11 protein-coding genes, 1 tRNA gene and 1 pseudogene are annotated in these 13,812 nt (G+C 70.5%); 5 read left to right on the top strand and 8 right to left on the bottom strand.

Going from position 1 to position 13,812, the window contains the following annotated elements:
• Positions 1–42 precede the first annotated feature (42 nt).
• From ACFYNO_RS06205 to dnaK, 6 genes are all read right to left on the bottom strand, one after another.
• Positions 43–645 (bottom strand): hypothetical protein, encoded by a 603-nt coding sequence (locus ACFYNO_RS06205; protein WP_388006048.1) that lies wholly within the window; start codon positions 643–645, stop codon positions 43–45.
• A 692-nt stretch (positions 646–1,337) separates the two neighbouring features.
• On the bottom strand, positions 1,338–2,375 hold the full coding sequence (locus ACFYNO_RS06210; RefSeq protein ID WP_388006051.1) for a hypothetical protein: 1,038 nt from the start codon (positions 2,373–2,375) through the stop codon (positions 1,338–1,340).
• A 140-nt stretch (positions 2,376–2,515) separates the two neighbouring features.
• The gene (locus ACFYNO_RS06215) at positions 2,516–3,040 is read right to left on the bottom strand and encodes a heat shock protein transcriptional repressor HspR (RefSeq protein WP_388006054.1); all 525 of its coding nucleotides are present in this window, start codon (positions 3,038–3,040) and stop codon (positions 2,516–2,518) included.
• Positions 3,041–3,046: 6 nt separating this feature from the next.
• Entirely contained in the window at positions 3,047–4,192 is a 1,146-nt protein-coding gene (gene dnaJ, locus ACFYNO_RS06220; protein ID WP_388006057.1) for a molecular chaperone DnaJ, read from the bottom strand.
• 87 nt (positions 4,193–4,279) lie between these two features.
• Entirely contained in the window at positions 4,280–4,888 is a 609-nt protein-coding gene (grpE, locus tag ACFYNO_RS06225) for a nucleotide exchange factor GrpE (RefSeq protein WP_388006060.1), read from the bottom strand.
• Complete coding sequence (gene dnaK, locus ACFYNO_RS06230; protein ID WP_388006063.1) at positions 4,885–6,732, bottom strand: molecular chaperone DnaK; 1,848 nt, start codon at positions 6,730–6,732, stop codon at positions 4,885–4,887. The genes grpE and dnaK overlap by 4 nt, the downstream gene beginning before the upstream one ends.
• 289 nt (positions 6,733–7,021) lie before the next feature.
• Between dnaK and ACFYNO_RS06235 the strand changes: the two genes are divergently transcribed.
• From ACFYNO_RS06235 to ACFYNO_RS06250, 4 genes and pseudogenes are all read left to right on the top strand, one after another.
• Positions 7,022–9,244, top strand: coding sequence for a heterodisulfide reductase-related iron-sulfur binding cluster (locus ACFYNO_RS06235; RefSeq protein WP_388006066.1), 2,223 nt, complete (start codon positions 7,022–7,024; stop codon positions 9,242–9,244).
• A 360-nt stretch (positions 9,245–9,604) separates the two neighbouring features.
• A pseudogene (locus ACFYNO_RS06240) lies at positions 9,605–10,669 on the top strand (sugar phosphate nucleotidyltransferase); the annotation flags it as partial.
• Between the two features lie 180 nt (positions 10,670–10,849).
• Entirely contained in the window at positions 10,850–11,656 is an 807-nt protein-coding gene (locus ACFYNO_RS06245; protein WP_388006069.1) for a Yip1 family protein, read from the top strand.
• Between the two features lie 79 nt (positions 11,657–11,735).
• On the top strand, positions 11,736–12,632 hold the full coding sequence (locus tag ACFYNO_RS06250) for a metal-dependent hydrolase (RefSeq protein WP_388006072.1): 897 nt from the start codon (positions 11,736–11,738) through the stop codon (positions 12,630–12,632).
• 7 nt (positions 12,633–12,639) lie between these two features.
• Here the strand turns inward: ACFYNO_RS06250 and dcd are convergent, their stop codons facing one another.
• On the bottom strand, positions 12,640–13,215 hold the full coding sequence (gene dcd / locus ACFYNO_RS06255) for a dCTP deaminase (protein WP_388006075.1): 576 nt from the start codon (positions 13,213–13,215) through the stop codon (positions 12,640–12,642).
• 103 nt (positions 13,216–13,318) lie between these two features.
• Positions 13,319–13,510, bottom strand: a complete 192-nt coding sequence (locus ACFYNO_RS06260; protein WP_388006587.1) for a hypothetical protein — start codon at positions 13,508–13,510, stop codon at positions 13,319–13,321.
• A gap of 186 nt (positions 13,511–13,696) precedes the next feature.
• Here ACFYNO_RS06260 and ACFYNO_RS06265 point away from each other — a divergent pair.
• Positions 13,697–13,767, top strand: a tRNA-Gly gene (locus ACFYNO_RS06265).
• Positions 13,768–13,812 lie beyond the last annotated feature (45 nt).

Consider the following 13,812-nt stretch of genomic DNA (forward strand, 5'->3'; position numbering starts at 1 on the left):
GGCGTCCGCACCGCCCGCACCGTCAGGGGTCCTGCGGGGGCGTCAGCCCGTGAAGCTGCCGTAGGAGGTGCCGTTGCTGGGCACGGCGCTGAACTGCTCGCCGGGGGCGGTCCAGAAGCCCTCGCGGAGCGAGAGCGCCATGCCGGCCCAGTCGAGGGCGGTCTCCACGATGTGGCGCAGGCTCTCCGGGGACCAGGTGTCGTCGAAGACCAGCGGCAGTACCGGGGCGACCTGCTCGATGGTGGCGATCAGCGGGTTGTGGGTGATCGCCTCGTCCACCAGCAGCACGATCGGCTTGCGCAGCGCGGAGGCCCAGCCGAGCTCCAGCGAGACGCCGGCGGAGAGCGGCGAGCCGACGTAGGCGAAGAGCAGGTCGGCGGTCTGCAGGGCCCGGAAGTCGGACGGCACCCGGGACTCGGGAGCCCGGCCCTCCACCGTCCACGCGTCGCTGTGGTGGGCGCTGAACACCGCGGCGCCGCTGCGGAGCAGCGAGCTGCGCAGGGCGGTCAGGCGGGTCCGGCTGGCGAGGGTCACCACGCTGTCCGCAGGCCCCGTCAGCCGCATCAGCGGCGCGGCGAGGAAGACACGGGCCCGGCGGCCTTCGGGGGCCTGGGCTGCGTGCTGGCGCATGTAGGGCTCGGTCATGGTGAGTGACTCCGGGGCGTGTGGTGGTCCTGCTGGGTGTGGTGAGCCCGGCAGGTCGAGCTGTGCACAGACGGGGGAGCGGTTGCTGGACCGCGGTGAAGTTTCGGCGTGCTTCCAACCCCGCCTGCTCATTGATCGTCATGGCTGGAGCCACAGGCCGTCCACAGGCCTGGTGTGTCATCTCCCTGTCTGGCATTTGGATGACACCCGGAGTGAATGATCTGTGTCGGGAGTCACAGGGTCATGTGTGTCATCTTTCTGCCAGGCAGCACGATGCCACCCGGTTCTGCTAAGAGGCGCTTGCCTGGAGGGAAGTACAGAGCTTTGATTAGCGATTGACTTACCCGGGTGTTCAACCGGGGCAAGAATCCCATGAAGATATAGCAGGCCCATGACAAAGGAGGCACCGCATGCGTCGGGCACCTCGATCTGTGATCCGCGCGATAGTGACTGCGGTCGCCGGAGTCGGGCTACTGCTGTCTGGCGCGTTGGCGCTCAGTGGTTCGGTTCAGGGCGATGACTTCGGGTGGGGGAATATCTCGGCACCCATGGTCTCCAAGCACACGACCGTGGTGGTCGCGGACTTCGGTTGGGCTCGAGCGGCCGTCGCGACCGCGCCTCAGGTGAGTCCCGCGGACTTCGGCTGGGCATAGCGGCTGGCCGGGGCCGGATGTGCGTCGTGCGGTCGGGCGTCAATCGGTCGACTGCATGGCGACATCCGGTTCGCCGTCCTCGCGGTAGAGGTTCCCCGGGGTGTTCAGGGCCATCCGCCAGCCGAGCTGGAACAGCGTCTCGGAGCTGTACTCCTCGCGGAAGTCGGCTATGTGACGGGCCAGGGTGCGCTCGCTGATGCCCAGGTTGCGTGCGATGACCCGGTGTCCGACTCCCTGGACCATCATGCGCAGGATGTTGGTGCGCATGCGTGAGATGACCTCGGGCGGAACCTCGGCGGCTCCGAGGAACGGGCTGGACCGCTCCCACATGTGCTCGAACGAGTCGATCATGTAGGCGATGACACTGGCGTCGCTGATGAAGGCGGCCTTCTCGGTGGTGCCGGCGAAGGGGATGATCGCCACCCGTCTGTCGATGATGATCAGTCGGGTGAAGGGCTCCTCCAGGGTCCGGATCTCCGCCCCGGCCTCGGTCATGCGCTCGACGTACTGGCGGGTCGGAGCGGAGTACCGCGCGCTCGGGTGGTAGACGATGCGCCGCGCCACGCCCCGGTGGACCAGGGAGAGGTCCTTCTCCGCCACACCCTGGATGGTCGACTCGCGACGACTGCCCCCCGGCTGCGCGGTCAGCACCTCCTGCTCGGCGCTGTCGATGAGGATGTTGACCTGTTTGTTGATCTCAAGTAGGCCGTGTACATGCTCAACCGGACCGCCGGCATGGAATTGCTGGTCCAGGGACTGGTAAGCGTGGGTCAGATCCTGCAGTGCACTGGGTATCGCGACTGCCTGGGTGAGGAGAGCGAGCGCCTGCTTTTGCCAGGAGACACCGAGTCTGGTCGCCAGCCGAGTGGGATCAGTTGCGGTAACGATTGAGGGTTTTCCTTGGCTGACAGCCAATAGGCCGAGTTCGGCCAGCTCCATGTATGGGCGGGTCAGGTCCGAATCGCTGACCTCGACGCTCCCGCCTGCGGAAATCACCTGGAGATACAGGGCCTTCGCCTCTGCGGAGACGAACTCGACGCTGTCCTTCTCTCCTTCGACCCCGCCTGTCGAACCCATCCCCTGGCTCCCCCTCCCGGGAAGTCGCGGCCACTCAAACTCGGTTGGCTGAACTCTACGCAAGCACGGGATCGGTTGGCACCCCACCATCCGGCGGTGTGCCAACCGACCCCGTCAGCGACATGGCCCTTCCGGCCCCGCTACCGCCGCGGCCGCCACACCACCAGCGCGCTCGACTGCTGCGCCGGCTGGTACGGCACCAGGTCCCGCCGGTACGACGCGTGCACCGCCGCCTCCCGCGCCTGCAGCGCGGCCCCGGCGCCCTCCACCGCGGCCGCCAGCTCCGCGACGCGCGACTGCAGGGCGGCCACCTGGTTCTCCAGTTCGATGATCCGCTTGATCCCGGCCAGGTTGATGCCCTCGTCCTGGGAGAGCCGCTGCACCTCGCGCAGCTGCTCGATGTCCCGGGCCGAGTACCTGCGCCCGCCGCCGCCCGTGCGGTCGGGGCAGACCAGGCCGAGCCGGTCGTACTGGCGCAGGGTCTGCGGGTGCAGGCCGGAGAGCTCGGCGGCGACCGAGATCACGTAGACCGGGGTCTCCGCGGTCAGCGCGTAGCCGGTGCCGGGAGCGGCCACCCGGCGGCGGCGGGGCGGGGGGCCGCCGGGCAGGCCGTCTCCCAGCCCGGGGCCGATGCCGGCGGAACGGTCGGATTCACGGGCGTTCATGGCGGATCACGCTCCCTCCGCCGCCCGGAACAGGGCGGCTCGCGGGTCCTCGGATGCGGTGGCGTCCCGGTACTGCTCCAGTGCTGCCTGGGCCTCGTCGGAGATCTCCTGCGGGACCGTCACCTCGACGGTGACCAGCAGGTCGCCGCGGGTGCCGTCCTTGCGGGTGGCGCCCTTGCCGCGGGCCCGCAGGGTCAGCCCGTTGGCGCTGCCGGCCGGCAGGCGCAGCTTCACGGCGGGGCCGTTCAGGGTCGGAACGTCGATGGTGCCACCGAGTGCGGCTTCGGGGAAGGAGACCGGCACGGTGACCGTCAGGTTGTCGCCCTTGCGCCCGAAGACGGGGTGGGTGCCGACGTGCACCGTGACGTAGAGGTCGCCGGGCTGGCCGCCCCGCTCGCCCTGGGCGCCCTTGCCCTTGAGCCGGATCTTCTGGGCGTCCTGCACGCCGGCCGGGATCCGCACCTGCATGGTGCGGGCCGAGCTGGCCCGGCCGCTGCCGTGGCAGTCGGGGCAGGGGTCGTCCACGATCATGCCGCGGCCCTTGCAGTCCCGGCAGGGCTCGGAGAGCGCGAAGGCGCCCTGGCCCCGGCTGACCGTGCCCGCGCCCACGCAGGTCGGGCAGACCCGCGGGGTGGTGCCGGCCTTGGCGCCGGTGCCGGAGCAGCTGCGGCAGGGGGCCTGGCTGGTCATCCGGAGCGGGACGGTGGCGCCGTCCACCGCCTCGTCGAAGCTGAGCGTGACCTCGGTCTCGACGTCCGCCCCGCGCCGCGGCTGGGCCTGCCGGCCGCGGTTGAAGAGCCCGCCGAAGACGTCGCCGAGCCCGCCGCTGCCGCCCCCGGGCTGGGAGCCGCTGAACAGGTCGCCGAAGTCGAACCCGTAGCCGTTGGCGCCCGGGCCGCCGCGCATGCCGCCGGCGCCGAAGAGGCTGCGGGCCTCGTCGTACTCCTTGCGGCGCTTCTCGTCCGAGAGCACGTCATAGGCCTCGGAGATGTCCTTGAACCGGTCCTCGGCCTTGGCGTCGCCCTTGTTGGCGTCCGGGTGGAACTCCCGGGCGAGCTTCCGGTAGGTCTTCTTGATCTCGGCGGTGGAGGCGTCCTTGGGCACGCCGAGGACCTTGTAGTAGTCCTTCTCCACGTAGTCCTTCGTGCTCATGACTTCCAACCACCTCCCGGGGGCGATACGGCGCTGCGGAGCCGCGCGTCACCGGTGGTGACGGGCGACCCCGCAGCGCACAGCGTGTCAGTTCTCGGCCGCACCGTCAGCCTCGGGACCCTCCGAGTCCGTGGAACCCGCGGACTGGGTGCCGGGCTGCGGCTCGGCCACGGCCACCATCGCCGGGCGGATGATCCGCTCGCCGATCCGGTAGCCGGGCTGGAGCACCTGCACGCAGGTGTCCTCGGTGACCTCCGAGGAGTAGCTGTGCATCAGGGCCTCGTGCAGGTTCGGGTCGAAGGGCTCGCCCTCCTTGCCGAACTGCTGCAGACCCAGCTTGGCCACCACGGTCTCCAGGTTGTCGGAGACCGACTTGAAGCCGCCGGTGACCTCGCCGTGCTCGCGGGCCCGGCCGATGTCGTCCAGCACCGGGATCAGCTGCTCCAGGATGTTGGAGACGGCGATCTCCCGGACCGTCAGCCGATCGCGCTCGACCCGCTTGCGGTAGTTCTGGTACTCGGCCTGCAGGCGCTGGAGGTCGGCGGTGCGCTCCGACGCCTCGCGCTTGGCGGCCGCCAGCTCGTCGGACCCGGCCTCCGCGGCGGCGCCCTTGACGGCGTCCTCCGCGGCCTTCAGGACCGCTTCCTCGGCGTTGGAGTCGTCGCCGGGCTCCACGCCCTGCGGCTTCTCCGTCATGCCGCACCGCCCTTGGGCTTCTCCTCGTCGATGATCTCGGCGTCCACCACGTCCTCGTCGGCGGCGGCCTGGCCGGACTCGGCGCCGGCCGCACCGGCGGCACCCGAGGCCTGGGCGTCGGCGTAGAGCGCCTGGCCGAGCTTCTGCGCGGTGGTGGAGACCTTCTCGGAGGCCTCGCGGATGGCCGCGATGTCCTCGCCCTTCAGGGCCTCCTTGAGCTCGCCGATCGCGCCCTCGACCTCGGTCTTGACCTCGGCCGGCAGCTTGTCGGTGTTGTCGGCGATGAACTTCTCGGTCGAGTAGACCAGCTGCTCGGCCTGGTTGCGGGTCTCCACGGCCTCGCGGCGCTTGTGGTCCTCCTCCGCGTACTGCTCGGCCTCGCGGGTCATCCGCTCGATGTCCTCCTTGGGCAGCGAGGAGCCGCCGGTGACGGTCATCCGCTGCTCCTTGCCGGTGCCGAGGTCCTTGGCACCGACGTGCATGATGCCGTTGGCGTCGATGTCGAAGGTGACCTCGATCTGCGGCAGGCCGCGCGGCGCCGGCGGCAGGCCGGTCAGCTCGAACATGCCGAGCTTCTTGTTGTACGCCGCGATCTCGCGCTCGCCCTGGTAGACCTGGATCTGCACGGAGGGCTGGTTGTCCTCGGCGGTGGTGAAGATCTCCGACCGCTTGGTGGGGATCGTGGTGTTGCGCTCGATCAGCTTGGTCATGATGCCGCCCTTGGTCTCGATGCCCAGGGACAGCGGGGTGACGTCGAGCAGCAGGACGTCCTTGACCTCGCCCTTCAGCACACCGGCCTGCAGCGCGGCGCCGATGGCGACGACCTCGTCCGGGTTGACGCCCTTGTTGGCGTCCTTGCCGCCGGTCAGCTCCTTGACGAGCTCCGCGACGGCGGGCATCCGGGTCGAGCCGCCGACCAGCACCACGTGGTCGATCTCGGCCAGCTGGATGCCGGCGTCCTTGATGACGTTGTGGAACGGCACCTTGCAGCGGTCCAGCAGGTCCAGGGTCAGCTGCTGGAACTGGGCCCGGGTGAGCTTCTCGTCCAGGTGCAGTGGGCCCTCGGCGGAGGCCGTGATGTAGGGCAGGTTGATCGAGGTCTCGGAGGAGGAGGAGAGCTCGATCTTGGCCTTCTCGGCCGCCTCGCGCAGGCGCTGCAGCGCCATCTTGTCCTTGGAGAGGTCCACGCCGTGGCCGGCCTGGAAGACCTTCACCAGGTGGTCGACGACGCGCTGGTCCCAGTCGTCGCCGCCGAGGTGGTTGTCACCGTTGGTGGCCTTGACCTCGACCACGCCGTCGCCGATCTCCAGCAGCGAGACGTCGAAGGTGCCGCCGCCGAGGTCGAAGACCAGGATGGTCTGGTCGTCCTTGTCCAGGCCGTAGGCCAGGGCGGCCGCGGTCGGCTCGTTGACGATGCGCAGGACGTTCAGGCCCGCGATCTCGCCGGCCTCCTTGGTGGCCTGGCGCTCCGAGTCGTTGAAGTAGGCCGGGACGGTGATGACCGCGTCGGTGACGGTCTCGCCCAGGTAGGCCTCCGCGTCGCGCTTCAGCTTCTGCAGGATGAAGGCGCTGATCTGCTGCGGGTTGAAGTCCTTGCCGTCGATCGCCGTCTTCCACCCGGTGCCCATGTGGCGCTTGACCGAGCGGATGGTGCGGTCGACGTTGGTCACCGCCTGGCGCTTGGCGACCTCGCCGACCAGCACCTCGCCGTTCTTCGCGAAGGCGACGACGGACGGCGTGGTCCGGGCGCCCTCGGCGTTGGTGATGACGGTGGGCTCACCGCCTTCGAGAACACTGACGACCGAGTTCGTCGTGCCGAGGTCGATACCGACCGCGCGTGCCATCTGGATACCTCCACGAGAGTTGAGCTTTACGCGCTCAAGCATGCACCAGGCTCGTGGACGCGTCAACAGGCATGAGCCGTCATGACTCAACTTTGCTGCCAGCCGCGGTAGCTGGGTTGCTTTTGCCCCTAATGGGTGAGTATGACCGCACGTGACCCCCGCCATACCTTGAACGTCTTCTGAATCGGTGCTAGGGAGCGGTATGGTCCGGCCGGTGGGTGGTTAAGTTACCCACGAGTACACTTGATCGACCTCTACCCCCACCGCCGCTGGAGTACGGAGAAGCCGGATGCAGCTAGCAGCGATCCTCATCTCACTGGGCACGACCGTGGTCGGCGTGGCGCTGTTCGCTCGTGCCATCGCGCAGATCTTCCGGTTCGTCCGGCTCGGCCAGCCCGTTCCGGCCGGATCGCGGATCAACGACCCGGTGGCGCGCACGATGACGCTGATCCGCGAGTTCCTCGGCCACAGCCGGATGAACAAGTGGGGAATCGTCGGCGTCGCCCACTGGTGCGTGGCGATCGGCTTCTACGCGCTGATCCTCACCCTGGTCGGCGCCTTCGGCCAGCTCTTCGACCCCGCCTTCGCGGTCCCGGTCATCGGCGACTGGACGCCCTACCTGGTCTTCCAGGAGCTGCTCGGCCTGGTGACCTTCCTCGGCATCGCGGTGCTGACGGTGATCCGGCAGCTCAGCCTGCCGAGCCGGCCGGGCCGCAAGTCCCGGTTCGCCGGCTCCAACATGGGCTTCGCGTACTTCGTCGAGGCGGTCATCCTGATCATCGGCGCGGCCATCCTGACCCTGCGCGGCCTGGAGGGCGCGCAGGCCGGGGTGGACCACTATTCGGCCGCCTACGTGGTCTCCTACCCGCTGGTGCTGGCCTTCAAGGGCCTGGGCATCGGCACCCTGCACAACCTGCTCTGGCTGACCGCCACGATCAAGATCTCGGTCTCCTTCATCTGGATGATCACGGTCTCGCTCAACACCGACATGGGCGTCGCCTGGCACCGCTTCCTCGGCTTCCCGAACATCTGGTTCAAGCGCGAGGCCGACGGCGCGGTGGCGCTCGGCGCGCTGCAGCCGATGACCAGCGGCGGGCAGCCGATCGACTTCGAGGACCCGGCCGAGGACGCCGTCTTCGGCGTCTCCCAGGTCGAGCACTTCTCCTGGAAGGGCATCCTCGACTTCTCCACCTGCACCGAGTGCGGCCGCTGCCAGTCGCAGTGCCCCGCCTGGAACACCGGCAAGCCGCTCTCGCCGAAGCTGCTGATCATGTCGCTGCGCGACCACGCCTACGGCAAGGCGCCCTACCTGCTGGCCGGCGGCGGCAAGTCCGCGGAGGGCGAGGAGAAGGCCACCGCCGAGCAGCTGGCCGGGGTGCCGGCCGCCGCGCTGGCCGAGGCCGAGCGCCCGCTGATCGGCACCGCCGAGGAGAACGGCGTCATCGACCCGGACGTGCTCTGGTCCTGCACCACCTGCGGCGCCTGCGTCGAGCAGTGCCCGGTGGACATCGAGCACATCGACCACATCGTCGACATGCGCCGCTACCAGGTGATGATCGAGTCCTCGTTCCCGACCGAGGCCGGGACGATGCTCAAGAACCTGGAGAACAAGGGCAACCCGTGGGGCATGGCCACCAAGGCCCGGCTCGACTGGGTCAAGGAGCTCAAGAAGGAGACCGGCATCGAGGTGCCGGTGATCGGCGAGGACATCGAGCCGGCCGAGGTCGAGTACCTCTACTGGGTCGGCTGCGCCGGTGCCCTGGAGGACCGGGCCAAGAGGACCACCAAGGCCTTCGCCGAGCTGCTGCACACCGCCGGCGTGCAGTTCGCGATCCTCGGCAAGGAGGAGTCCTGCACCGGTGACTCCGCCCGCCGCCTGGGCAACGAGTTCCTGTTCCAGATGCTCGGCGCGCAGAACGTCGAGACGCTGAACGCCGCGCTCGAGGACGCTCCCAAGAAGCGGATCGTGGCCACCTGCCCGCACTGCTTCAACACCATCGCCAACGAGTACCCGCAGCTGGGCGGCCACTTCGAGGTCATCCACCACACCCAGCTGCTGCAGCACCTGATCGACGAGGGCAAGCTGGTCCCGGTCAACCCGGTCGAGGGTCTGATCACCTACCACGACCCCTGCTACCTGGGCCGCCACAACAAGGTCTACAGCCCGCCGCGCGAGATCATGGACAAGGTCCCCGGTCTGCGCCAGCAGGAGATGCACCGTCACAAGGAGCGCGGCTTCTGCTGCGGCGCCGGCGGCGCGCGGATGTGGATGGAGGAGCGGATCGGCAAGCGGATCAACACCGAGCGGGTGGACGAGGCGCTGTCGCTCAACCCCGACATCGTCTCCACCGCCTGCCCGTTCTGCCTGGTGATGCTCTCCGACAGCGTCAACGGCAAGAAGAACGAGGGCGCGGCCAAGGAGCACCTGAAGGTGGTCGACGTGGCCCAGCTGCTGCTCGACTCGGTCAAGGCCGCTCCGGAGTCCGCCGAGGCGGAGCCCGTCGAGGCCTGAACCCGTACCGGCCCGGGTCCGTACCGGACCCGGGCCGCGGGCTGACGGCGCGTTCCGCGAGGTGACGCGGACCCGTCCGGTACGCGAACGGATGTTTGAGCCGGGCGTGAATGTGCTTGTGGCTCGGAGCCTCACATATGATGCCTGCCCCGGGTGGTATCCGCCCGGGGCAGGCGGCTTGCGGCATTTGTCCGCCACCAGGCGCACAGGCATTCGTCCGAGCGCCCGTCAGCTGAACGGCAGTCGGCTCCTGGCCGCCGGATCGGCGGGCGCACCGAGAGCAACAAGCACCCAAGCGACGGCCCTGACACCACTCCACAGGCCGGATCGCTGACCGGAACCAAGGGGAGAAACGCACAGATGACCCAGGCGATCATGCTGGTCGGCGGTCAGGGTACCCGGCTGCGCCCGCTCACGACGCACACTCCGAAGCCCATGCTCCCGGTCGCGGGTGTGCCGTTCATCGCGCACCAGCTGGCCCGGGCGGCCGCGGCCGGCGTCACCCGCGTGGTCCTCGCCACCTCGTACCTGGCCGAGGTCTTCGAGGACCACTTCGCCGACGGGTCGCCGTACGGGATCGAGCTGGTCTACCTGACCGAGAAGGAGCCGCTGGGCACCGGCGGCGCGATCCGCAACGCCGCGGAGGGCCTGACCTGCGGTCCGGACGAGCCGGTGCTGATCTTCAACGGCGACATCCTCTCCGGCGTGGACATCGCCGCGCTGCGCGACGGCCACGTGGCCGCCGGCGCCGACGTCACGCTCTACCTGACCCGGGTCGAGGACCCGCGGGCGTTCGGCCTGGTGCCGACCGACGACCAGGGCCGGGTGCTGGAGTTCCTGGAGAAGCCGGAGACCCCGGAGCAGATCGTCACCGACCAGATCAACGCGGGCTGCTACGTCTTCACCCGCTCGGTGATCGACCGGATCCCGGCCGGCCGGGTGGTCTCGGTCGAGCGCGAGACCTTCCCCGAGCTGCTGGAGACCGGCGCCCTGGTGCGCGGCGTGGTGGACACCTCGTACTGGCTGGACCTGGGCACCCCGGGCGCCTTCGTGCGCGGCTCGGCGGACCTGGTGCTCGGCCGGGTGGACTCGCCCGCCGTGCCCGGCCCGACCGGGGAGGCGCTGCTGCTGCCCGGTGCCACCGTGGACCGGGGCGCCGTGCTCAGCTCCGGCACCGTGGTCTCGGAGGGCGCGGCCGTCGCGGCCGGCGCCATCGTCGAGGGCAGCGTGGTGCTCCCCGGCGCGGTGATCGCGGCGGACGCCGTGGTCAAGGACTCGATCGTCGGCGCCTACGCGGTGATCGGCGAGCGCACCGTGCTGGACGGCGCGGTGATCGGCGACGGCGCGGTGGTCGAGTCGGACAACGAGCTGCCGAACGGCATCCGGATCGCCTGCGGCACCCGGCTCGCGGTCGGTGCCGTGCGCACCACCGCCGGCCCCGGCGGCTGCCCGGCCGGCCAGGCCTCGGCGGCGGCGGTGCACGGGTCGGTGCTGCAGAAGTAGGCCCCCAGGGCCCTGCGGAGGGGTTGCGGCGGTGCGTCACAGCACTGCTGCAACCCCTCCGTCGTCCGGGCCGGGGTGCGGCTTTGCGGGTACCTTCGGAGCGTGGCAGGGAACGGATTTCAGAGCGGGTGGGGCGGCGGCGACCGGCGGTACGCCGACGACGAGGCGGGGCACACCCTGCCGGCCGGGTTCACCGTGCCGGACGGCCCGGGGTACGGGGGCCACGACGGGGGCTATGACGGCGGGTACGACGGCGGCTACGGCCGTCCGGAGCCGGAGTACGCGGAGCCGGGTCAAGCCGAGCCGGCGCCCGACAACGTCACCACCTACCGGGCGGGCGGCCGGACCGCGCCCCGGGCCACCGGGCCGCGGCTCGGCTGGCGCGAGCTGCTGCTCGGCATCTACCGGGCGCCGGCGCGCACCTTCGACCAGATGCGGGACCACCAGGTGTGGCTGCCCGCCGTCACCGTCTCCCTGCTCTACGGGGTGCTGGCGGCGCTCGGCTTCGGCGACACCCGCGGCGAGATAGTGAAGTCCACCTTCACCGTCGCGCTCTGGTCGCTGGCCGGGGCCGCCGTGGCCTTCACCGTGGCCGGGATGATCCTCGGCACCGTCACCTTCGCGCTGGCCCGCCAGTTCGGCGGTGACGGCCCGTTGGCCTCGACGGTCGGCCTGGCCGTGCTGGTCGGCTGGACCTCGGACGTGCCGCGGGCGCTGGCGGCGCTGGCGCTGCCCTCGGCCGGCTCGCTGGTGCAGCTGATCGGCTGGGCGACCTGGGCGCTCTGCGCCTCGCTGCTGACCACGCTGGTGCGCCGGGTGCACGACCTGCCCTGGGGGAAGGCGGCCGGCGCGGCCGCCGTGCAGCTGCTGGCGCTGCTGGTGATGGTCAAGCTGCCGACGCTCGGCTGAGGAGCTCTAGGGTGGTAGCCGCAGGCGCCCGTCCCACCCGTTCGGGCGCAGCGACCACCACGACCCTCGGAGACCCCGAATGACCTCGCTCCCCACCACCCGCGTCGGCTTCCCCACCGGGGCGGTGACCGGCGGCTCCACCGTGCTCGCCGTGCACCCGCTCGGTGACGGCCGGACCGGGGTGGTCACCGCGGAGACCCCGTTCCACCCGCTCGACCACACCTGGCCCGACCAGCCCGCCGACACCGGCACGCTGACCGTGGACGGCACCGAGCTGCCCGTGCTCGACTGCCTGACCGCCGCCGTCGGCCCGGACGGCGGAGAGCTGCTGGTGGGCGCGGACATCCCGGTGCGCCGGGGCGACGAGGCCTGGTCCTGGCTGGTGCTGCACGTGGTGGGGGAGGCGCCCGCCGGGCTGCTGCCGGGCGCCGCCGTCGAGCTCGCCGTGGACGCCGAGCGCCGGGCCGCGCTGAGCGCCTCGCACACCGGCTGCCACCTGCTCGCGCTGGCCCTCAACGAGGCGCTGGCCCCCCGCTGGCGCAAGGACCCGGGCCGCTCCGACGCGCTGGGCCACCCCGACTTCGACAGCCTGGCGATGGCCTCCTCGGTGATGGACACCGAGGCCAGCACCGACACCTACCGGCTCGGCAAGTCGCTGCGGAAGAAGGGCTTCACCGCCGAGGCCGCCGACGACCTGCCCGCGCTGGCCGAGGCGCTGCCCGCCGTCACCGCCGCCGTCAACGAGCGGCTGGCCGGCTGGGTCGCCGCCGACGCCCCGGTCCGGATCGAGGTGCCCGGCCCCGAGCTGACCGCCCGGCGGACCTGGCACTGCGAGCTCCCGGCCGGCCCCGCCCAGCTGGCCTGCGGCGGCACCCACCTGCACCGGCTCGGCCAGCTCTCCGCGCTGGAGACCGAGCTGACCCTCTCGGCGGACGGCACCGAACTGGTCGCGGTCACCCGCCCGAAGCGGGTCTGACCCCGGCTCAGACCGCCGTGCGGTGGAAGTTCAGGTAGGAGCGGGACGGCGTCGGACCGCGCTGCCCCTGGTAGCGCGAGCCGTACCGCTCCGAGCCGTACGGGTGCTCGGAGGGCGAGGAGAGCCGGAACAGGCAGAGCTGCCCGATCTTCATCCCCGGGTAGAGCTTGATCGGCAGGGTGGCCACGTTCGACAGCTCCAGCGTCACGTGCCCGCTGAACCCCGGGTCGATGAAGCCCGCCGTCGAGTGCGTGAGCAGGCCCAGCCGCCCCAGGCTCGACTTGCCCTCCAGCCGCGAGGCCACGTCGTCCGGCAGCGAGATGACCTCGTAGGTGGAGGCCAGCACGAACTCGCCCGGGTGCAGGATGAACGCCTCGTCACCCTCCGGCTCGACCAGCCTGGTCAGATCCGGCTGCTCCTCGGAGGGGTCGATGTGCGGGTACCGGTGGTTCTCGAACACCCGGAAGAACCGGTCCAGCCGCACGTCGATGCTGGACGGCTGGACCATGGCGGGGTCGAACGGGTCGATGACGACCCGGCCCCGGTCGATTTCGGCACGGATGTCTTTGTCGGAGAGCAGCACGCCACGAGATTACGTGCTCGGCCCCCCTCACCCCCAATTCCAGCCACTGGCCGGACACGCCGCGGGCCCCTCCCGGAGGCCCGCGGCCCTGCCCGCCACGCTGCTACGCCGGCCCCGCCCCCCAGGCGGCCGCCACCTCCGGCTCCGCCGGCACCGCACTGCGCAGCCGCCCGCACCGCGGACACCGCAACAGCCGCTGCGGTCCCAACCGCCCGGCCCCGAGGTTCCGCAACGGGAACGAGCCGGTACTGAACACGTGCCCCTCGGCACACCGCACCACCGTCAGCCGCTCCATCGAGCCCCTTCCGATTCCCACTTCCCCGACCCGGCCCGACCGCTCCGTCGGACCACGACAGCCGTACATTAGGGGATCTTCCGGACATCCCCTCCCCGGCTCGCCGCGGCGCAAAACGCGGTACGGGGGACCCGTTGGGATGGGGTACAGTGGAGCATGATCGAGCCGTTGCTGACGGTTCATCAGGCGGGCGTAGTTTAATGGTAGAACATGAGCTTCCCAAGCTTAGAGCGCGAGTTCGATTCTCGTCGCCCGCTCAGAAGGAAAGCCCCAGGTCACGTGGCCTGGGGCTTTTCGCGTTC

It is taken from the genome of Kitasatospora sp. NPDC006697 (assembly GCF_042869935.1).
In the GTDB taxonomy this organism is placed as follows: Bacteria; Actinomycetota; Actinomycetes; order Streptomycetales; family Streptomycetaceae; genus Kitasatospora.

Excerpts from the sequence above, each read along its gene's own strand:
- ACFYNO_RS06205 (WP_388006048.1), bottom strand. The coding sequence starts at position 645 with ATGACCGAGCCCTACATGCGCCAGCACGCAGCCCAGGCCCCCGAAGGC.
- ACFYNO_RS06250 (WP_388006072.1), top strand. The coding sequence starts at position 11,736 with ATGACCTCGCTCCCCACCACCCGCGTCGGCTTCCCCACCGGGGCGGTG.
- ACFYNO_RS06215 (WP_388006054.1), bottom strand. The coding sequence starts at position 3,040 with ATGAACGCCCGTGAATCCGACCGTTCCGCCGGCATCGGCCCCGGGCTG.
- dnaJ (WP_388006057.1), bottom strand. The coding sequence starts at position 4,192 with ATGAGCACGAAGGACTACGTGGAGAAGGACTACTACAAGGTCCTCGGC.
- ACFYNO_RS06260 (WP_388006587.1), bottom strand. The coding sequence starts at position 13,510 with ATGGAGCGGCTGACGGTGGTGCGGTGTGCCGAGGGGCACGTGTTCAGT.
- ACFYNO_RS06210 (WP_388006051.1), bottom strand. The coding sequence starts at position 2,375 with ATGGGTTCGACAGGCGGGGTCGAAGGAGAGAAGGACAGCGTCGAGTTC.
- grpE (WP_388006060.1), bottom strand. The coding sequence starts at position 4,888 with ATGACGGAGAAGCCGCAGGGCGTGGAGCCCGGCGACGACTCCAACGCC.
- dnaK (WP_388006063.1), bottom strand. The coding sequence starts at position 6,732 with ATGGCACGCGCGGTCGGTATCGACCTCGGCACGACGAACTCGGTCGTC.
- ACFYNO_RS06235 (WP_388006066.1), top strand. The coding sequence starts at position 7,022 with ATGCAGCTAGCAGCGATCCTCATCTCACTGGGCACGACCGTGGTCGGC.